Below are 19,889 nucleotides of genomic sequence, written 5' to 3' on the forward strand. Positions count from 1 at the left end.
ATCACCGCTGGCGGTTCCCTCGGCTCAGCCTGTCCCGGTGAGCTTGAACGTCCTGGCCATCTCGTCGAAGATCGGCTTGCTCGCCGCGAACTTGGCGTCCGTCGAGGTGAGGTAGAACGAGTACGCCTTGCCGCCCTCGGCCACGCCACGCCAGACGCCGTGCCGCATGACGTCGCCCTCGCCGCAGGTGTACTCGAATTCGGCGGCCGGCTTGCTGTCCAGTTCCGTCGCAGTGGCGTTGAGCTGCTGGTACGGCTTGACGCAGGAGGTGCTCCTGGTCTGGAGGCCGTTCGCCGCCGTCTCCGCCCAGCGGTTGGAGTCGGTCGACCACTTCTCGGTGATGATGCGGACCTTGCGGCCGCTGTCCTCCGGGTCGATGTAGTCGGTGTACGTGCCGCCGGTGGCCTTCTTCCACCCCTTCGGCACCATGACCTGGATGCCGCGGGCCGCGTGCTGCTCCATCTCGACGGTGGGAGCCGCCGGGGCGGACGCGGGTGGCTGCGCCGCCGGGCTGTTCGGCGAGGGGTCGTCGCCGCTGGTGAGGGCCACCACGGTGAGCAGCAGCACGACGGCCAACCCGCCGGCCGCGGCGAGCTGCACCTTGCGGGGCCAAGCCTTCACCGTGCCGACGAGCTGACCACCTGTGGCGCGGACCCTGCCGAGAGCGCCGCCGGCCGGCGCGGCGGGCGAGGTGGCCCAGGGCTGGCCGGTGCCGGGCACCGACCACTGGTTGCCACCGCCGTAGGTGCCGCCGATGCGTTGGGTTGCCTCCGGCGCGCCGCCGTATCCGACCTGCTGGGTGGCGTCGGCCGAGTTGCCGTAGCTGACCCGCTGGGTGGCGTCCGGGTGCCCGCCGGCGTCCACCCGCTGAGTGGTGTCGGCGCTGCCACCGTAGGTGCGCCCGGAGGACGGCTGGCCCGGGCCGGGCATCGCGCCGGTGGGCGTGTGCAACGGGCCGGCCAACGCGTCGGCGCTCGTCTCGTCGAACCCGGTGGCACCGGCCGGGGTGGCCGGCTGGGGGCGCTCGCCCCGACGCAGCGAGGCCAGCCGGTCGGTCAGGGACTCGTTCGGGGCCAGCATCGCCGGGCCACCGATCTGGTGGTCCGGCTTCGGCTCCGGCGGGGGCGGCGGCGGGAGAACCGGCACCGGGCGTTGCTGCACCGGCACCACCGCGTACGGGTCGGTGACCGAGTGCACCGCGGTGGCGGTGCTGCCGAGCGGGCCGGCGAGCAGCTCGCGCAACATGGCCCGGGAGGTGTGCACGTCCAGTCGCCGGGCCGGGTCCTTCTCCAGCAGGCCCATCAGCACGCGGGTCAGCGGGCCGCTGCGCTGCGGCGGGGCCGGCGGGTCCTCGACCACCGCGTGCATGGTCTCGATCGGGTCACCCTTGTCGAACGGGGGTCGCCCCTCCACCGCCGTGTAGAGCGTCACACCCAGCGAGAAGAGGTCGCTCGGCGGGCCGAACTCCTGGCCCATGGCCCGCTCGGGCGAGATGAAGTGCGGCGACCCGAGCACCATGCCGGGGGTGGTGAGCTGCACGTCGGTGGGCATCCGAGCGACACCGAAGTCGGTGAGCACACACCGCCCGTCGGAGCAGATCAGCACGTTTGCCGGTTTGACGTCGCGGTGCAGCACGCCGATCGCGTGCGCCACCTCCAACGCGCCGAGCAGCGCTATGCCGATCTTGGCGACGGCGCGGGGCGCGACCGGCCCGTCCTCGATCACCATGTCGGCGAGGCTGCGGGCGTCCAGCAGCTCCATCACGATCCACGGCCGACCGGCCTCGGTGACCACGTCGTACACCTGCACCACCGCCGGGTGCTGAATGGCGGCGGCGGCGCGCGCCTCGCGCAGGGTGCGTTCGTACATGGCGTCGCGGTCGCTGGGGGCCAGCCCCGGAGGCAGGACGACCTCCTTCACCGCCACGTCGCGGCGCAGCAGGGTGTCGGTGGCACGCCACACCGTGCCCATGCCGCCGTTGCCCACCGAGGACCGCAGCGCGTACCGGTCACCGATGGTGGTGCCGGGTGCTGCGCGGCCGTTGGCGGGACTGACGGGTCCGCCGCTCCACGTCGGGATCTGAGTCACAGAAAAGCCACCGGGGGAAATCGAGGGGGGCTGGGACACAACTCCCCTATCTTGCTGGTTCCGACGCCCGATGCGAAAGCCGACGCGACGGACGTTTGTCGAACTCGACAGAAAGTGCCTCGTCGTTCACCTCCTGTCGACGGCTCGGAACGGGCTGTGCGGTATCCCTCACCCGACGACGCGCCGGCGCGTCCTACCATCCGGGGATGAACCAACGGCGGTCAAGCGAGTCCGATTTTCCGATCAAGGGCGTCTACACGGGCGCGGACCTTCCGGAGGACCTGGACTCCCGGCTGGGCGCCCCCGGCGAGTTTCCGTACACCCGGGGGGTCTACCCCACCATGTACACCTCCCGTCCGTGGACCATGCGTCAGTACGCCGGCTTCGGCACCGCCACCGAGTCCAACGCGCGGTACCACCAGCTGTTGCGGGCCGGCACGATGGGCCTCTCGGTCGCGTTCGACCTGCCGACCCAGATGGGCTACGACTCCGACGAGCCGATCGCGCACGGCGAGGTCGGCAAGGTGGGCGTCGCCATCGACTCCATCGAGGACATGCGGCTGCTCTTCGCCGACATCCCGCTGGACAAGGTCTCCACCTCGATGACCATCAACGCGCCCGGCTCGGTGCTGCTGCTGCTCTACCAGCTCGTCGCCGAGGAGAACGGGGTGCCCGGCGCGGCGCTCAACGGCACGATCCAGAACGACATCCTCAAGGAGTACATCGCCCGGGGGACGTACATCTTCCCGCCGAAGCCGTCGCTGCGCCTGGTCGCGGACACGTTCGCGTACTGCCGCAAGGAGGTGCCGAAGTGGAACACCATCTCCATCTCCGGCTACCACATGGCCGAGGCCGGCGCGACACCCGTGCAGGAGATCGCGTTCACCCTGGCCAACGGCGTGGAGTACGTGCGGGCGGCGCTGGCCGCCGGGCTCGCGGTGGACGACTTCGCGCCCCGGCTGTCGTTCTTCTTCGTGGCCCGCACCACACTGCTCGAGGAGGTGGCGAAGTTCCGCGCCGCCCGGCGGATCTGGGCCCGACTCATGCACGACGACTTCGGCGCGAAGGATCCGAAGTCGATGATGTTGCGTTTCCACACCCAGACCGCGGGCGTGCAGCTCACCGCGCAGCAGCCGGAGGTCAACCTGGTCCGGGTGGCGGTGCAGGGGCTGGGCGCGGTGCTCGGCGGCACGCAGTCGCTGCACACCAACAGCTTCGACGAGGCGATCGCGCTGCCCACCGAGAAGGCGGCCCGGCTCGCGCTGCGTACCCAGCAGGTGCTGGCGTACGAGACGGACCTGACCGCCACCGTCGACCCGTTCGCCGGGTCGTACGTGGTGGAGGCGATGACCGCCGAGATCGAGGCCGCCGCCCTCGAGTTGATGGAGCGGGTGGCCGATCACGGCTCGGCGGTGGACGCGATCGAGGCCGGGTTCCAGAAGCGGGAGATCGAGCAGTCCGCGTACCGGATCGCGCAGGAGATCGACTCGGGTGAGCGGGTGGTGGTCGGGCTCAACCGGTTCGCCGTGGACGAGGAGGAGCCGTACGAGCCGCTGCGCGTCGACCCGACGATCGAGGCGGCCCAGGCCGAGCGGCTGGCGCGGCTGCGCGCCGAGCGGGACGGCGCGGCCGTGACGCAGGCCCTCGCCGACCTGCGGACCGCCGCGGAGGGCTCGGACAACGTGCTCTACCCGATGAAGGAGGCGCTGCGGGCCCGGGCCACCGTGGGTGAGGTGTGCGGGACGCTGCGCGAGGTGTGGGGGCTGTACCGGCCCACCGATCGCTTCTGAGCGTCCCGGTCGCGGTGTGTCCGTCGCGCTGGGCGGGTACCGGGTGGAGGACCGCTGACGCACACGGTGTGCGCCCGTGGCGGACGGCTCCGTGTGAGCGTCCATCCGGCTCGTCGCGGAGTGTGGTCGGCTAATTGTCGGAGTGTCAGTTCATCACCCCGACTAATGCGACAATTTGCACCAGGATCCGCGCGTGTTCCGCCGGATTCTGAGCCCCGCGATCGGTTACGCGTTGTAGGAGGTGAGGGGCGGATGTCAGCGTTCGACAGCGATCTACCTGCTATCCCACACATCTCCGAGCGCTCCGAACAGGGCATATCTGACGCTGCGCGATCTGATCACTACCGTAACGAGGTTGCGCAGCGTCACCGTCGGAGGTCTAGGCTGTCTGCTGTCCCCGATGATCCATCCATCTCTAGTGATCGAGAATTCGACGTGACGAGTGCGTTGACGTTGCCCACGGGTGGCCAGCTGGCGTCCTGGCTGGAGACGCCGCCCGGGTCCCAGCCGCTGCCGGGTGAACTGGACCACCTCCTCGCCCTCCGGGTTCCGGGGCTGATCGCTACGCGCCGTCACCTCCACTCGCACCCTGAGCTCTCCGGCAACGAGTTCGAGACGGCCGCCCTGATCGCCCGGGAACTCTCGCTGGCCGGGCTCAACCCGCGCCTGCTGCCCAAGGGCAACGGTGTGATCTGTGACGTCAACGGCCGGCCGGACGGCCCCGTGGTCGCGCTGCGCGCCGACATCGACGCCCTGCCCCTCGACGACCTCAAGGACGTGCCCTACCGGTCGACCGTCGAGGGCGTCTGCCACGCCTGCGGGCACGACGTGCACACCACGATCCTGCTGGGCGTCGGCATGCTGCTGGCCCAGCTCGCCGACCTCGGTGAGCTGGACGGGCGGGTCCGACTCATCTTCCAGCCGGCCGAGGAGATCCTGCCCTGCGGCTCGCTGGAGGTCATCGAGGCCGGCGGCCTGGACGACGTGGTGCAGATCTTCGCGCTGCACTGCGACCCGAACCTGCCGGTGGGGCGGGTCGGCCTGCGGGTCGGTCCGATCACCGCGGCCGCCGACAACGTCACCGTCCGGCTCTCCGGCCCGGGTGGGCACACCGCCCGGCCGCACCTGACCGTCGACCTGGTCGACGCGCTCGGCCGGTTGGTCACCGAGGTGCCCGCCCTGGTCAGCCGCCGGGTGCCGGCCAACAGTGGTCTGCTGCTGGTCTTCGGCCACGCCTCGGCCGGCACCCGCTACAACGTCATCCCCTCCGAGGCGAGCGCCTCCGGCACCCTGCGGGTGATGGACCGCGACACCTGGGAGCAGGCACCCAAGATCGTCGCTCAGGTGGTCCGGGACGTGATCGCGCCGACCGGCGCCACCGTCGACCTGGAATACCTGCGCGGCCGGCCGCCGGTCAGCAACGACGCCCGGGCCATCCAGGTGCTGACCGCGGCCACCGCCGCCGCGCTCGGCCCGGAAGGGATCGCCGAGACGCCGCAGAGCATGGGCGGCGAGGACTTCTCCTGGTATCTGGAGTACGTCCCCGGCGCCCTCGCCCGGCTTGGCGTGGGCCGCTCGGGTCCCAACGTCGACCTGCACCGGGCAAGCTTCGACGTGGACGAGCGGGCGATCCCCGCGGGCGTCCGCGTCATGGTGCAGACCGCGCTGCGGGCACTGGCGGCGGCGCGCTGACTCCAGCGGTCGAGATCGGGGCCTTCCTCCGCCGGCGCAGCACCAGCAGCAGCGCCGCCACCGGTACGCCGAACGCCACCAGCCACGGCAGCAGCGCCCCCAGCACGGTGAGCAGGACGGTCAACGAGGCGACGAACGCCTTCCAGCCGCCCTTGAGCCCGACCAGGAAGCCGCTCTCGTCCTTCTCCTCGGTGACCTTCGCCGCCGGCCCGACAAGTGTCACGGTGATCGTGGAGAGGGCGGTCAGGTCGGCCAGTCGCCGCTTCTTGGCCTCCAACGACGCCAGGTCGGCCTCGCGGCGACCCAACTCGTTCTCCAACGACACCAGGTCGCTGATCGAGCTGGCGCGGGCCAGCAACCGGCGGGCGCTCTCCACCCGGGCCCGCTGAGTGGTGATCCGCGCGTCGAGGTCGACGATCGCCTCGGTGGCGTCCTCGGTGCTGATCTCGCGGCTCTGCTGGCGGCCGCGCCTCGCGATCTCGTCCACCACGGCTGTGAACTTCTCCGCCGGCACCCGCAACTGCAACTCGGCCACCGCGTCGGCGTCGGCACTGCGCCGCTGGTCCCCGCCGATGAAGCCACCCGCGCGGGTGACCAGTGCGCTCACCTCCCGGGCTTCGGCGTCCACATCGTCCACCTGCACCCGCATCGCACCGGTGTAGATGATGGCCCGCTGGTCGACGCGCAGGTCCGGCGCCCCGGTGCCGGCCTGCTGGGGTGCCCCGACCCCACCCTTCTGTGGTTCCCCGGGTTTGGCGGCCTCGGGTGCTGCCGCCGCGTTGTCCCGCTGAGCGGCGTCGCCGTTGGCCACCGCGGGGGCGACCGAGTCCGCGGTCCCGCTGTCGTCGGCCCCGCAGCCGGTCAACGCCAGCGCCGCCGCCAGTGCGGTCACCGCCAGCAGTCTGCCGCGGTGTCGTACCACCTGTCCGTCCATCCCCGCTCCCTCGTCGTCGTCCGGTGTGGCGATAGCTCGGACGCGGCGCACACGTCGGCTGGTTCCGGCAGACTGCGCTGAGGACATCACGATTCGATAATCGAGGAGTCACGATGCGGCTCACCAAGTACGCCCACTCCTGCCTCCGGGTGGAACACGACGGGGGAGTGCTCGTCGTCGACCCCGGGGTGTTCAGCGACTCCGCGACGGCGTTGGACGGCGCGGACGCGGTGCTGATCACCCACCTGCACGCCGATCACCTCGACCTGGCCGCGGTGCGCCGGCAACTCGACAGGCAGCCGTTCCCGATCTACGGACCCGCCTCGCTCGCCGAGACCCTGGGCGACGCGGCCGAGGCGTTGCGCCCGGTCACCCCCGGTGAGTCGTTCACCGCCGCCGGGGTCGCCGTCCGGGCGTACGGGGGGCGACACGCCGTGATCCACCCCGACATCCCGGTGGTGGACAACCTCGGCTACCTGATCAACGACGTGGTCTACCACCCGGGCGACTCCCTGGTGGTGCCCGACGAGACACCCGTCGACACGCTCTTCGCGCCGATCCACGCCCCCTGGTCGAAGTTCTCCGAGGTGCTCGACTTCATCCGCGCGGTCGCGCCCCGGCGGGCGTACGCCCTGCACGACGGCCTGCTCAACGACAACGGCCTGCGGGTGCTGAACGGGCAGTACACCGCGCTGTCCGGCACCGAGTACCAGCGGCTGGAGCCCGGTAGCCGGGTGGACGTCTGAGGCGATGCCCGGCCCCTCAGCGGAGCTGGTGCAGCAGCTCTACCGCATCCCACCGGACCGGTTCGTGGCCGCCCGGGACGCCGCCGTGGCCGAGGCGCGCCGTGCCGGCGATCCGGGCGCCGCCCGACAGTTGGCCCGGCTACGTCGCCCGACGGTGGCGGCCTGGCTGGTGAACCTGCTCGCCATCACACGTCCGGAGTTGGTCGCCGACCTGGTCCAGTTGGCCGACGCGCTGCGGACGGCCCAGCGGGAGCTGCGCGGGCCCCGACTGCGGGAGTTGTCCGCGCAGCGCCGGGCGGTGGTCGGCGCCCTGGTCGCCGAGGTCCGCAAGCTCGCCGCGGCGGAGCCGGACGCGCCACCGGCCGGTCGGCTGCCGCTGGCCGAGGTGGAGTCGACACTGAACGCGGCGTTCTCCGACGTCGAGGTCGCCGAGCAGGTCCGGGCGGGCCGCCTGCTCCGGGCGGCCAGCTACGCCGGTTTCGGTGAGGTGCCCCGGCCGCAACTCAGGTTGGTCACCGCCGACGACGAGGAGCCCGAGGAGGAGCGCCCGGCCCGTCGACCGGGTGCCCAGCGAGGTCGTCCCGAGGCGGTGCCCCGCCCGGATCGGGCCGCGGAGCGCGCCGAGCAGGCCGAGCGGACGGCGCAGCGGGCCGCCCGTGCCGAGCGGGACCGGCAACGTCGCGCCCTGGACCGGGAGCTGGCCCAGGCTCGGAAAGACCAGCAACGCGCGGAGGCCGAGCTGGCCGAGGCGGCCGGACAGGAACGGGACGATGCCGCCGTACTCGATGGGATCGAGGCCGAACTGGCCGAGCTGGAGCGGCGGCGGGCGGTCGCCGAGCAGGATCTCAGCCGGGCCAAACTCGCGCGGCGGGCCGCCGAACGGGCGGTCACCGTGGCGCGGCGGCGCGCGGGCGAGGTGGAGGCGGCGGTGGAGGCGTTGGCGGCCGAAGAGGGGAATGCGGACGCCGGCGGTGGCGCGGCAGACTGACAATCGATGGACGACGACGAGTGTGCGGGCCGTCCAGGGCGGGTGCCCCCGGATCGGGGCCTTGCCGTGGTCGACGGATCGGGTTGCCCGAGAGGGTCACTCGGATGACACCGGAGCAGGTCGCTGCCGCCAGCAAGCCGGTCGTGCTCGACCTCGGCGACGCGTTCACCCGGGACCCGGGCACGCTGCGCCGTGCCCGGCTGCTCGGCATCTCCGGCTGGGCGTTCTACATAAGTGGCCGGGCCGGCGCGCTCGGCGACGTGCGGGCCGAGACGGCCGCCGCGGCGCTCGGGTTCATCGCGCCGGACGCGGTCGCCGACGGGTGGGATGCCGCCGCCCGGATCGTCTCGCCGGTCGAGGTGGCCGCAGCGAGCCTCGCCGAGTGTTGCCGGTGGGGCGCGCAGCGGCTCGACGCCCTGCCCGCCACCGAACGCCTGGCGGTGCTCGTCGAGCGGGCGGTGGTGGCGGCGGACGCCAGCGCCATGCCGCTCTTCGCCGCGTGGCGGGCCATGCCGCTGCCGGATCTCTCCGCCGGGGCCCGCAGTGCGGCCGGGCTGCGACTGCTCCGGGAACACTTCACCGGCGCCTACCTGCTGGCGGTACGCGCCGCCGGGATGACCCCGCTGGAGGCCGTGCTGTCCGGGCCGGAGGGGGAGGCCGGGGCGGTGGCCTGCGGCTGGCCGCCGCCCTACCCGCCGATCGGGCCGCTGGTGCGCCGGCGACTCTGGGCGGAGGCGGTGACCAACCGTCTCGTCGCGCCGGCGTTCACGGCCCTCGGCCCGGCTGCCGGCATCGAGCTTGTCGAGTTGCTGCACCGCACCCGGGCCGACCTCGCCGCCGGTGTGTGATTGCCGACCCCGGTCGCACCCGACCCGCGGTCCGGTGCGCGGCGGTAGCAGACTGGGGAGGTGCGATACGCGCTGCTACGCCGACGCGGTGCCGGTGGGGCGGGAGCGCAACTCGGTGACGTAGTCGTCCGGGGCGCCCGCCTTCTCGGCGGCGTTCGCGATCTCGGAGAGATACCACGAGGTCGGCAGGCCGCCCTCGTACCCGTTGAAGACGTAGATCCACGCGGTCACGTCGCCGTCGAGGGTGGAGACCCGGACGTGCAGCTTGCGGTACGTGCCGGCGGTCACTCCCTCGATCTCGTCGAGCTGGCCGGCGTCGTACGGGTGGATGTCGTAGAGCGCGACGAAGACCCGGTCACCGGGCGACTCGACGAGGGTGCTCACCGCGCCCTCCCAGCCGATCACGTCCGCCCCGGCGAAGGTCAGCCGCCAGCCTTCCAGCCAGCCGGTGCCCACCATCGGCGAATGCGGACAGTAGGCGCGCATCCGGGCAGGGTCGAGATTTGAGCCGTAGGCGGCGTGATGACGCACGGCGATGACGATAGCCCGACGGACGGGTGGGGGAGAATACGACAGTGCGTGTCGAATGCGCTCGGGAGAACAAAGTCACTGTGAAATTGGACGAAGGGCGAACGCTGTGAGCCGGATCGTGATCATCGGTGGGGGGCCGGCCGGGTACGAGGCGGCCCTGGTCGCCGCCCAACTGGACGCCGATGTCACAGTCGTGGAGGCCGACGGTGCCGGTGGGGCCTGCGTGCTCTCCGACTGCGTACCGTCGAAGACCTTCATCGCCAGCTCGCAGGTGGTGACCGGTTACCGGGACACCGAGGAGTTCGGGGTGCACTCGGACGGCCTGGAGGCGGTCACCGTCGACGCGCGGGCCGTGCACGAGCGGGTCAAGCGTCTGGCGTTGGCGCAGTCCGCCGACATCCACGCCAAGCTGCTCAAGGCCGGCGTCACATTCGTGGCCGGCACCGCCCGGCTCGGCGAGGACGCCCTCGGGCACACCCACCGGGTCGTCGTGACGCCCGCCGACGGCACGGAGGAATATTCCATCGCGGCGACCACGGTGCTGGTGGCCACCGGCTCGACACCCCGCCAGTTGCCCACCGCCGTACCGGACGGTGAGCGCATCCTGACCTGGCGTCAGGTGTACGACCTGCCGGAGCTGCCCGAGCACCTGATCGTGGTCGGCTCGGGTGTCACCGGAGCGGAGTTCGCGAGCGCGTACCTGGCCATGGGGGTCCAGGTCACCCTGGTGTCCAGCCGGGACCGGGTGATGCCGCACGAGGACGCCGACGCCGCGTCGGCGATCGAGCGGGTGTTCCGCAACCGGGGCATGGAGATCCTCAACAACTCCCGGGCCGACGCGGTCCGGCGTACCGCCGACGGCGTCGAGGTGGAACTGTCCGACGGCCGCCGGGTCACCGGCTCGCACGCGCTGATCACCGTCGGGTCGATCCCGAACACGGCGAACCTGGGCCTGACCGAGTACGGCGTCGAGCTGGGCCGGGGCGGCTACGTCACTGTCGACCGGGCCTCCCGGACCAACGTGCCCGGCATCTACGCCGCCGGTGACTGCACCGGGGTGCTGCTGCTGGCAAGTGTCGCCGCGATGCAGGGCCGGATCGCCATGTGGCACGCGCTCGGCGAGGCGGTGCGTCCGCTGCGGCTGCGTACCGTCGCGGCGAACGTCTTCACCGACCCGGAGCTGGCCACCGTTGGCGTCTCGCAGGACGAGGTGGACGCGGGCAAGACCCCGGCCCGGCAGGTGATGCTGCCGTTGTCCGGCAACGCCCGGGCGAAGATGGACGATCTCTCCGACGGTTTCGTGAAGCTGTTCTGCCGGCCGGCCAGCGGCCAGGTGATCGGCGGTGTGGTGGTCGCGCCGAAGGCCAGCGAGCTGATCCTGCCCATCACCATGGCCGTGGAGAACAACCTGACGGTCAACGAGCTGGCCCAGACCATCACCATCTACCCGAGCCTCTCCGGCTCCATCACGGAAGCGGCCCGCCAGCTCATGCTCCACGAGCTGGAGTAGCTCCCGCCCCCGCCCCCTCGGGTCGATCATGGAGTGGTGGTGGCGGGTTCACACCGTCACGTCCCTCTCGCGGGGCACCACGACTCCATGATCGACGGCTCGGGTCTGGGTGACCGCCACCGTGGCGAGGACCGCTACCTCGGTGAGGATGAGCAGGCGTTCGGCCAGGCCGATGAGCGCCCGGTCGCCGGGGTAGGCGGACCAGACCATGGCCGCCGCCAGGGCCAGGCTGAGCAGGACGAGGGTGCGCAGCGTCCGGGCCGCGGTGGCCAGATCCGGCCGGCGGGCGAGCAGCCAGCCGCCGACCGGCAGCGCCAGGAAGGCGACGACCGAGGCGTACCGGTGCAGGTAGGCCGACGTGGTCATGGCGGTGCCCGGCTCGTTCGTCGGCACCAGCGCGGCCAGCAGCAGCCCGCCCACCCACGCGCCGAGCAGCACCTCGGCGGTCCCGGCGCGCGGTCGGGGTGGGCCGGTGCGGCGCAGCCCCCACAGCAGCGCCACCGTGGCGAGCGCCAGCACCACCATGGCGACGTCGATGACACCGCCCCGGTCGGAGACCGCGAAGTCGCTGACGGTCAGCGCCCACGGGTTGAGGTCGTTGTTGACTTCGAGGTGACCGATCACGGTGAGCAGGGCCGCCAGGGCGATCCCGCCGAGAGCCAGCAGGCCGGTGTTCCGGGTAACGGGCATGCCTCAGCCTGTCGCCGAGGGCACCCGAACCGGATCCGGGAAGCCCACCGACATCGCCCCGAGGGACCACCCCTAGAGGTACGCCAGTCGCGGGCAATCTTGCGGGGCCGACGGGCCGACACTCAGTCGATGGGGACGTCTACCGCGGCGGCGCGGGCATGGCGGGCGCTGACCAGAGTCATCGCCCATCCCGCTGCGGCGAAGCCGGCCGCGGCGGCGGTGGCGATGATGGCCAGCCGCCACGCCGACTCGGTGAGCGCGGTGCCGCCGAGGTGCCCCACCAGCGCGCCGTAGGTGGCCCAGCCCAGCGCGGCGACGGCCTCGTAGAGCACGAACAGCCGGTACGGGTAACGGCTGCGGCCGGCCGAGAAGCAGGCCGCCATCCGGCCGCCGGGCACGAACCGGCAGAGCAGGATGACGAGCGGTCCGGGTTGGCGGAGCCCCTGCGTCACCCGACTGGCCATCCGGCGGGCCCGGCTCAGCTCGGCGTGCCGGGGTGGCCGTCGGTCCGGTGCGACCCGTCCGAGCAGGTAGCAGGCCAGGTCCCCGGCGAAGACACCGAGTGCGCCGACGGCGATGGTGACCGGCAGGTTGAGCCCGCCGTAGACGGTGAGCGCCCCACTGGTGATCATGATGATCTGGGTGGGGATCACCGGAACGAAGGCGTCCGCGATCAGCAGGGCGAGCAGCACCAGGTACGCCCACGTCGGCGATGCGACGTCAGTCAGTAGTTCGGGCACGCCTGCCACCTCGCCGAATGCGGCCGATTGGGTGTCTTGAGCCTGACGGCGTGTCCGGCGTCACCGAGGACGGGCCCGGCCCGTCGTGACGGTCGACACGACGGGGGCCACCCAGGTACAACGAGGTCAACCGATCCCGGGTGACGGGTTCGCCGCCCGTCCCACCCGTCCGGTACCGGTCGGCGGATCGGCGTACGTCGGCGTACCGTTGACGGGCGCGGCCCATGCCCGTCGGGTCCCCCGTTCCTGACGATTCGGGCCGCCAGGGCCGCCGGCGGGTCCCGCGCCGGCGGCCCACCTCTCTGCTCGCCGCCGTAAATCCGGGTGCGTCCCCGGTTGCCCCGCGAGTACGGTCGCCGTATGCGCAGCGCGGTAGTGGTGACCACGACGCCGGGAATCCCCGGCGTGCCGCTCTGACGTAACCACAGTCGACCAGGCCCCGGGGCGATCCGCCCCCGAGGGCCGCGCGCCGAACGGGTCCCAGGTCGCCTCCGGGTCGTACCCGATCCAGGAGCCCGACATGATCGACCACCGTAGGCTCGGCCGTGAGCTGGACCTCTTCGTCTCCGATCCGCTGGCCGGCGCCGGCCTGCCGATCTGGCTGCCGGCCGGCGCCGCCGCCCGGCATGCCGTCGAGGAGTACGTCCGGGAGTTGGAGCGCGTCTCCGGCCACCAGCACGTCTACTCGCCCCCGCTGGGCAAGCGCGAACTCTTCGAGCTCTCCGGGCACCTCGGCTACTTCGCCGACGACATGTTTCCGCCGATGCGGCTGAGCGCCGACGACGAGTTCGTGCTCCGCCCCGCCCTCTGCCCGCACCACGCCCTGGTCTTCCGGGCCCGGGGCCGCTCCTACCGGGAGCTGCCGTTGCGGATCGCGGAGCTGGGCGGCATGTACCGCTCGGAGCGCTCCGGGGTGCTCGGCGGGCTGGCCCGGGTACGGGCCATCTCGCTCAACGACGCGCACACCTTCTGCGCCCCCGAGCAGGTGGGCGGGGAGGTCGTCGAGATCCTCCGGCTGATCCGCGCCGCGCACGCCGCGCTCGGCGTCCGCCCGGCGGGCTTCCGGCTCTCGTTGCGCGGGCCGGGGGAGAAGTACGTCGGCGACGACGCGCAGTGGGCGCACGCGGAGGAGCTGCTCCGGGGCGCGCTGGCCGGGGTGGAGTACGTCGAGGCGCCCGGCGAGGCCGCCTTCTACGGCCCGAAGATCGACATTCAGATCGTCGACGCGGCCGGCCGGGAGTCGACCATCTCCACCATCCAGCTCGACTTCGACAAGCCGGAACGGTTCGACCTGTCGTACACCGACTCGGACGGCAGCCGGCGTCGACCGGTGCTGGTGCACCGCAGCCTGGTCGGCAGCATGGAGCGGCTCTTCGCGTACCTGATCGAGGTGCACGAGGGAGCCTTCCCGGCCTGGTACGCGCCTGTCCAACTGGTGCTGCTGCCGGTCGACGACGGGCAGGCCGACGCGGCGGCCGACCTGGCCCGCCGGGCCGTCGACGCCGGCCTGCGGGTCGAGGTGGACGGCACCGGTTCGTTGGGTGCCCGGATCCGGGACGCGGCCCGCCGTCGCGTCCCGTACCTCGGGGTGTTGGGTGCCCGGGAGGCGGCCGACGGGCGCCTCGCGTTGCGCCTGCGCGGCGGCCGGGCCCTGGACCCGATGCCCGCCGACGCGGCGCTGGCCCTGATCGGCGGGCAGGTCGCCGCCCGCGCCACCGAGCTGCTCCCGGCGGGCTGACCCACCCGCCGAGCCGGGGTGGGTCGCCACCGGTCGCGTGGCGCGCACGGCGGCGACCCGCCTCTCAGACCGACGCCGGCTGGGCGGCGGGGTCGGCCGGTTCCTCGTCGGTCACCCCGCCGGTGAACTGGGAACGGTAGAGCCGGTGGTACGCGCCGTGGGCGGCGAGCAGTTGCTCGTGGGTGCCCTGCTCGACGATCCGGCCGTCCTCCATCATCAGGATCAGGTCGGCGTCGCGGATGGTGGACAGCCGGTGCGCGATGACGAAGCTGGTCCGGTCCGAACGCAGCGCGGCCATCGCCCGTTGCAGCAGCACCTCGGTGCGGGTGTCCACCGAGCTGGTGGCCTCGTCCAGGATCAGCAGCGACGGCTCGGCGAGGAACGCGCGGGCGATGGTGATGAGCTGCTTCTCGCCGGCGCTGACGTTGCTGCCCTCCTCGTCGATGACCGTGTCGTAGCCGTCCGGCAGGCTGCGTACGAACCGGTCCACGAACGTGGCCCGAGCCGCGGCGAGGATCTCCTCCTCGGTGGCGTCCGGCCGCCCGTAGGCGATGTTGTCGCGGATGGTGCCGCCGAAGAGCCAGGTGTCCTGCAGCACCATGCCGATCCGGCCGCGCAGGTCGTCGCGGCGCAACGTCGTGATGTCCACCCCGTCGAGCGTGATCCGGCCGGCGTCCAGCTCGTAGAAGCGCATGACCAGGTTGACGAGTGTGGTCTTGCCGGCGCCGGTCGGGCCGACGATCGCCACCGTGTGCCCCGGCTCGGCGACCAGCGACAGGTCGTCGATCAGCGGCTTGTCCGGCTCGTAGCGGAACGAGACGTGCTCGAACTCGACCCGCCCGTGCGGGTCGGTGACCCGGGCCGGCTCGACCGGGTCGGGGGTCTGCTCGTCGGCGTCGAGCACCGCGAAGACGCGCTCGGCCGAGGCCACCCCGGACTGGAGCAGGTTGGCCATCGAGGCCAGTTGGGTGAGCGGCTGGGTGAACTGCCGGGAGTACTGGATGAACGCCTGCACGTCGCCCAGGCTCATCGTGCCGGAGGCGACCCGCAGCCCACCGACCACGGCGATCGCCACGTAGCTCAGGTTTCCGATGAACATCATCGACGGCATGATGATCCCGGAGACGAACTGCGCCCCGAAGCTCGCCCGGAACAGCTCCTCGTTCTTCGCGTGGAACGAGGCCTCCACCTCACGCTGCCGGCCGAAGACCTTCACCAGCTCATGACCGGTGTACGCCTCCTCGATCTGGCTGTTCAACTCGCCGGTGTGGGTCCACTGGGCGATGAACTGCTTCTGTGAGCGCTTGGCGATGCGCTGGGTGACGAGCACCGACAGTGGCACCGCGACCAGGGCCACCAGGGCCAGCAGCGGTGAGATCCAGAACATCGCGGCCAGCACGCCGATGACGGTCAGCAGCGAGGTGAGCAGCTGGCTCAGCGTCTGCTGGAGGCTCGTCGAGATGTTGTCGATGTCGTTGGTGACCCGACTGAGCAGCTCGCCACGGGGCTGCCTGTCGAAGTACGGCAGCGGCAGCCGGTTGAGCTTCTCCTCCACCTCGGCGCGCAGCCGCAGCACGGTGCGCTGGACCACCCCGTTGAGCAGCCAGCCCTGCCACCAGGCCAGCACGCTCGCGGCCAGGTAGAGCCCGAGCGCCAGCAGCAGCACCCACCCCAGGGCGGTGAAGTCGATGCCCACGCCGGGCACCACGTCCATCCGGGAAAGCATGTCGGCGTAACTGTTGTTGCCGCGGGCCCGTTCCGCGGCGGCGGCCTGCTCGACGGTGGTGCCGGCGGGCAGGGCCCGGCCGATCACCCCCGTGAAGATCAGGTCGGTGGCGTGGCCGAGGATCTTCGGACCGGCCACGCTGAACCCGACGCTCACCACGGCCAACGTGATGATCGCGGCCAGGTGCAGTCGGTGCGAACGCAGTCGGCCGAGCAACCGGCGGGCGGACGGCCCGAAGTTCATCGACTTCTCGGCGGGCATCCCGGCACTCATCCACGGCGGACCACCGCCCGGACGGCCGGGCGGCAGCCGCTTCGGCGTCACCGCGCCGCCGCCGGGCGGCGACGCGTCCCCTCCCGGCGTCCGCTCGTCGCCGGCCGGCTTCTGACTGGGTACGGCCGCGGTCCGCGGCTCGTCGCGCTCGCTCACGCCGCCACCTCCGTCGTCTGCTGGGACGCCACGATCTCGGCGTACGTCGGGCAGGTCTCCAACAGTTCCGCGTGTCGTCCCACTCCGACGACCCCTCCGTTCTCCAGAACGATGATCTGGTCGGCGTCGATGATCGTGGACACCCGCTGGGCCACGATCACCATCGCGGACTGCGCGGTGATCGGCCGCAGGGCGGCTCTGAGTCGCGCGTCGGTGCCCAGGTCGAGCGCCGAGAACGAGTCGTCGAAGAGGTAGATCTCGGGTTGCCGGACCAGCGCCCGCGCGATGGCCAGGCGTTGCCGCTGCCCACCGGAGACGGTGGTGCCGCCCTGGGCGATCGGTGCCTCCAGGCCGCCGGGCATCTGGGCCACGAAGTCCCGGGCCTGGGCGATCTCCAGTGCCGCCCACAGCTCCTCGTCGGTGGCGTCCGGATTGCCGTAGCGCAGGTTGCTGGCGACCGTCCCGGTGAACAGGTACGGCCGCTGCGGCACCAGGCCGATCCGCCGCCACAGCTCGTCCGGCGCCAGCTCACGCACGTCCACCCCGTCGACGAGCACCGCGCCGGCGGTGACGTCGACCAGGCGGGGAATCAGCGACAGCAGGGTCGTCTTGCCGGCGCCGGTGCTGCCGATGATCGCCGTGGTGGTGCCCGGTGTGGCCCGGAAGGAGATGTCGCGCAGCACCGGCTCGACCGCGCCGGGGTACTGGAAGCGCACCCCGCGCAGCTCCAACTCGGCCCGGGTGGCCAGCTCGCTGACCGGCTCGGCGGCGGGGACCACCGAGGAGTCGGTGTCCAGCACCTCGACGATCCGCTCGGCGCAGACCGCGGCCCGGGGCACCATCATCAGCATGAAGGTGGCCATCATCACGGCCATCAGGATCTGCATCAGGTACTGCAGGAAGGCGGTGAGCGCGCCGATCTCGATCGCGCCCGAGTCGACCCGCTGCGCGCCGAACCAGAGGACCGCCACGCTTGACACGTTCAGCACCAGCATGACCACCGGGAAGATCAGCGCCAGCAGCCGGCCGGTCCGCAGCGCGGTGGCGGTCAGGTCGGCGTTGGCGACGCCGAACCGGTCCGTCTCGTACGGCTCGCGGACGAACGCGCGGACGACCCGGATGCCGGTGATCTGCTCGCGCAGCACCCGGTTGACCGTGTCGATGCGGGTCTGCATCAGCCGGAAGCCCGGCACCATCCGGCGGATGATCGCGCCGAGCGTGATGGCCAGGACCGGCACGCTGACAAGCATCAGCCAGGAGAGCCCGACGTCCTCGCGCAGCGCCATCACCACGCCGCCAACGCTCATGATCGGGGCGGCGACCAGCATGGTGCAGCTCATCAGGACGAGCATCTGCACCTGTTGCACGTCGTTCGTGTTGCGGGTGATCAGCGAGGGTGCTCCGAATCGGGCCACCTCGCGGGCGGAGAAGCGGTTGACGTGCCCGAACAGCTTGGCCCGGACGTCCCGGCCGAAGCCCATCGCGGTCCGCGCGCCCAGGTAGACCGCGGCGGTCGCACAGACGATCTGGATCAGGCTGACCAGCAGCATCCAGCCGCCGGTGTGCACGATGTAGTCGGTGTCGCCCCGCGCCACGCCCTTGTCGATGATGTCGGCGTTGAGGCTGGGCAGGTAGAGCGAGGCCATGGTGCCCACGAACTGGAGCAGCACCACCGCCAGCAACGGTCGTTTGTAGGTGCGCAGTTGGCCGCGCAACAGTCGGATCAGCACGCCGGGTCCTTCGGATCGGTAGGGCGGCCGGTCATCCGCGGGTCGTCCCCGCTGCCGATGACCTCTAGCAGGAACTCCCGGATCACCTGGGCCTTCACCGGGTCGGCGTCGACCGAGGTGATGGGGCGTCCGGAGTGGATCATGGCGGTGAGTGTCGCCACCCGTTCCCGGCCGGCGGGGGTGATGGCGAGTCGAATGCTGCGCCTGTCGCTGTCGTCGCGCTGCCGCTCGACCAACCCGTCCCGGGCCAGCGTGTCCACGATGCCGGTCAGGGTCGCCGGGCGGACGAAGCCCATCTCGGCGACCTCACGGTGCGGCAGCTCGCCGTGTCGGGCGAGTGTCATCAGGGTCACCATGCCGGCATGGGTGAGCCCGTGCTCCTCGGCGAGGTAGCGGTTCCACCGCTGTTCGACGAGGTGCCCGGCCACCAGTAGGAGGCGGCCGAGCGGCACGTCCTGGAGGGTCACGAGGTCCACGAGAAGCACCTTAGCCACCTGATAGTCAGGGGCCAAACGAAATAATCGCGGCCGTGACCACGAACACGATCTGCAGGACCGTACGCTGGGCGAGCGGTGTCACCGGACGTCCGGCGAGGGTGAGCTTCCGGCGGGCGGCCGACACGTTGGCGGGAAACATGGCGAGCATGAGCAGGCCCAGCCCGGCCGCGGCCGGCCGTGCTGTCGCCGGGATCAGCAGCCCGACGGCGCCGACGAGTTCGAGGACACCGGTGAGGGTGACCAGCAGATCCGGCCGGGGTAGTCGTGGCGGGACCATCGCGATCAGGTCGGCGCGGCGCGGACCGACGAAGTGCGCGACGCCGGTCAGCACGAACAGCAGGGCCAGCCCGACCCGCAGTGCGGGATGCCAACCATCCAGCGCGGAGATGCCGGCCAGGCCGGCCAGTCGGGCCAGCGCGGTGCCGACGATCAGGGCGATCAGGGGTGCCATCGGAAACCTCCTCGAGCAATCTTGTCGCTGGCAAGATTGCCCGTCGGGGTGGCATCTTGTCAACGACAAGATAGAGTTCGGGCATGACCGAGACGCGCGGCTACCACCACGGCGACCTCCGTCGCGCCCTGCTCGCCGCCGCGCTCGACGCGATCGAGGAGGACGGGCAGGCCACGCTGAGCCTGCGCGACCTGGCCCGTCGGGCCGGTGTCTCGCACGCCGCACCCGCGCACCACTTCGGCGACAAGGCCGGCCTGCGCACCGCGCTCGCCACCCAGGGCTTCGACCTGCTGGCCCAGGAGTTGGCGGCGGCGGGTGACGACCTGCTGGCCGCCGGGGTCGCGTACGTCGACTTCGCCGTCCGACACCGTGCGCACTTCGAGGTGATGTTCCGGCCGGAGCTGTACCGGGCCGACGACCCCGAGCTGATCGCGGCACGGGAGCGCGCCGGCGCGGCACTGCGGTCCCAGGTGGCAACACTGCCCTCCGGCGACACGCCCGCCGACACCGACCGGGACGCGCTCGCCGCCTGGTCGATCGCGCACGGCTTCGCGACCCTCTGGCTGGCCGGCGCTCTCCCCGACCGAGTGGGCGACAACCCCCGGGACGCGGCCCGCGAAGTCCTGAGCCGCCTAGCGCGCGAACCGTTCCAGCCGGACCAGCCGATCGCCGGAAAATGATCACCCACCGAGGGCTCATCGCGCATGATTCCCTCGCTCGCCCCGAGAAACGACAGCCGCTCTGCTCCCGGCATCGGCTCC

Annotated in this window: 17 protein-coding genes; 8 read left to right on the forward strand and 9 right to left on the reverse strand. The window is 71.8% G+C overall.

Annotated elements, in window-relative coordinates; all coding sequences use genetic code 11:
* Positions 1 to 24: 24 nt before the first annotated feature.
* Positions 25 to 2,088, reverse strand: coding sequence for a serine/threonine-protein kinase (locus tag ACGFH8_RS11945; protein ID WP_393366322.1), 2,064 nt, complete (start codon positions 2,086 to 2,088; stop codon positions 25 to 27).
* A gap of 206 nt (positions 2,089 to 2,294) precedes the next feature.
* Between ACGFH8_RS11945 and ACGFH8_RS11950 the strand changes: the two genes are divergently transcribed.
* Positions 2,295 to 3,878 carry a methylmalonyl-CoA mutase gene (locus tag ACGFH8_RS11950; protein ID WP_393366324.1) on the forward strand — a complete coding sequence of 528 codons (1,584 nt, stop codon included), beginning with the start codon at positions 2,295 to 2,297 and terminating at the stop codon, positions 3,876 to 3,878.
* 435 nt (positions 3,879 to 4,313) lie between these two features.
* A complete protein-coding gene (locus ACGFH8_RS11955; RefSeq protein WP_393366326.1) occupies positions 4,314 to 5,570 on the forward strand; it encodes an amidohydrolase in 1,257 nt (418 codons plus the stop codon).
* Here the strand turns inward: ACGFH8_RS11955 and ACGFH8_RS11960 are convergent.
* Positions 5,527 to 6,504, reverse strand: coding sequence for a DUF4349 domain-containing protein (locus ACGFH8_RS11960; protein WP_393366328.1), 978 nt, complete (start codon positions 6,502 to 6,504; stop codon positions 5,527 to 5,529). The two genes, ACGFH8_RS11955 and ACGFH8_RS11960, sit on opposite strands and share 44 nt — an antisense overlap.
* 113 nt (positions 6,505 to 6,617) lie before the next feature.
* On the opposite strand from ACGFH8_RS11960, the gene ACGFH8_RS11965 reads away from it, so the two are divergent.
* The 3 genes from ACGFH8_RS11965 (at position 6,618) to ACGFH8_RS11975 (ending at position 9,086) form a co-directional block, all read left to right on the forward strand.
* Positions 6,618 to 7,250, forward strand: coding sequence for an MBL fold metallo-hydrolase (locus ACGFH8_RS11965; protein ID WP_393366330.1), 633 nt, complete (start codon positions 6,618 to 6,620; stop codon positions 7,248 to 7,250).
* A gap of 4 nt (positions 7,251 to 7,254) precedes the next feature.
* Positions 7,255 to 8,238, forward strand: coding sequence for a hypothetical protein (locus ACGFH8_RS11970; protein ID WP_393366332.1), 984 nt, complete (start codon positions 7,255 to 7,257; stop codon positions 8,236 to 8,238).
* Positions 8,239 to 8,342: 104 nt separating this feature from the next.
* The gene (locus tag ACGFH8_RS11975; protein ID WP_393366333.1) at positions 8,343 to 9,086 is read left to right on the forward strand and encodes a hypothetical protein; all 744 of its coding nucleotides are present in this window, start codon (positions 8,343 to 8,345) and stop codon (positions 9,084 to 9,086) included.
* A gap of 75 nt (positions 9,087 to 9,161) precedes the next feature.
* Here the strand turns inward: ACGFH8_RS11975 and ACGFH8_RS11980 are convergent, their stop codons facing one another.
* Positions 9,162 to 9,617: a gamma-glutamylcyclotransferase gene (locus ACGFH8_RS11980; protein WP_130407236.1), complete on the reverse strand. Its 456-nt coding sequence runs from the start codon at positions 9,615 to 9,617 to the stop codon at positions 9,162 to 9,164.
* A gap of 106 nt (positions 9,618 to 9,723) precedes the next feature.
* Between ACGFH8_RS11980 and ACGFH8_RS11985 the strand changes: the two genes are divergently transcribed.
* Positions 9,724 to 11,127 carry an NAD(P)H-quinone dehydrogenase gene (locus ACGFH8_RS11985; RefSeq protein ID WP_393366335.1) on the forward strand — a complete coding sequence of 468 codons (1,404 nt, stop codon included), beginning with the start codon at positions 9,724 to 9,726 and terminating at the stop codon, positions 11,125 to 11,127.
* Positions 11,128 to 11,175: 48 nt separating this feature from the next.
* On the opposite strand, the gene ACGFH8_RS11990 is transcribed toward ACGFH8_RS11985, so the two are convergent.
* Both ACGFH8_RS11990 and ACGFH8_RS11995 read right to left on the reverse strand, forming a co-directional pair.
* Positions 11,176 to 11,817, reverse strand: coding sequence for a DUF998 domain-containing protein (locus tag ACGFH8_RS11990; RefSeq protein ID WP_393366337.1), 642 nt, complete (start codon positions 11,815 to 11,817; stop codon positions 11,176 to 11,178).
* Between the two features lie 122 nt (positions 11,818 to 11,939).
* Positions 11,940 to 12,557, reverse strand: coding sequence for a DedA family protein (locus ACGFH8_RS11995; RefSeq protein WP_393366339.1), 618 nt, complete (start codon positions 12,555 to 12,557; stop codon positions 11,940 to 11,942).
* A 520-nt stretch (positions 12,558 to 13,077) separates the two neighbouring features.
* Here ACGFH8_RS11995 and thrS point away from each other — a divergent pair.
* Positions 13,078 to 14,295: a threonine--tRNA ligase gene (gene thrS / locus ACGFH8_RS12000; RefSeq protein ID WP_393366340.1), complete on the forward strand. Its 1,218-nt coding sequence runs from the start codon at positions 13,078 to 13,080 to the stop codon at positions 14,293 to 14,295.
* Positions 14,296 to 14,359: 64 nt separating this feature from the next.
* On the opposite strand, the gene ACGFH8_RS12005 is transcribed toward thrS, so the two are convergent.
* Genes ACGFH8_RS12005 through ACGFH8_RS12020 form a run of 4 tightly spaced genes read right to left on the reverse strand, consistent with a single transcriptional unit; the run spans position 14,360 to position 19,128 of the window.
* The gene (locus ACGFH8_RS12005; RefSeq protein WP_393366342.1) at positions 14,360 to 16,450 is read right to left on the reverse strand and encodes an ABC transporter ATP-binding protein; all 2,091 of its coding nucleotides are present in this window, start codon (positions 16,448 to 16,450) and stop codon (positions 14,360 to 14,362) included.
* Entirely contained in the window at positions 16,447 to 18,180 is a 1,734-nt protein-coding gene (locus ACGFH8_RS12010) for an ABC transporter ATP-binding protein (protein ID WP_393366344.1), read from the reverse strand. The genes ACGFH8_RS12005 and ACGFH8_RS12010 overlap by 4 nt, the downstream gene beginning before the upstream one ends.
* Positions 18,174 to 18,656 carry a MarR family winged helix-turn-helix transcriptional regulator gene (locus ACGFH8_RS12015; protein ID WP_393366346.1) on the reverse strand — a complete coding sequence of 161 codons (483 nt, stop codon included), beginning with the start codon at positions 18,654 to 18,656 and terminating at the stop codon, positions 18,174 to 18,176. The genes ACGFH8_RS12010 and ACGFH8_RS12015 overlap by 7 nt, the downstream gene beginning before the upstream one ends.
* 25 nt (positions 18,657 to 18,681) lie before the next feature.
* Positions 18,682 to 19,128, reverse strand: a complete 447-nt coding sequence (locus ACGFH8_RS12020) for a DoxX family membrane protein (RefSeq protein WP_393366348.1) — start codon at positions 19,126 to 19,128, stop codon at positions 18,682 to 18,684.
* Between the two features lie 83 nt (positions 19,129 to 19,211).
* On the opposite strand from ACGFH8_RS12020, the gene ACGFH8_RS12025 reads away from it, so the two are divergent.
* The gene (locus ACGFH8_RS12025) at positions 19,212 to 19,808 is read left to right on the forward strand and encodes a WHG domain-containing protein (RefSeq protein ID WP_393366350.1); all 597 of its coding nucleotides are present in this window, start codon (positions 19,212 to 19,214) and stop codon (positions 19,806 to 19,808) included.
* Positions 19,809 to 19,889: the final 81 nt, after the last annotated feature.

The sequence above is a fragment of the Micromonospora sp. NPDC049175 genome, assembly GCF_043197345.1.
Classification (GTDB): domain Bacteria; phylum Actinomycetota; class Actinomycetes; order Mycobacteriales; family Micromonosporaceae; genus Micromonospora.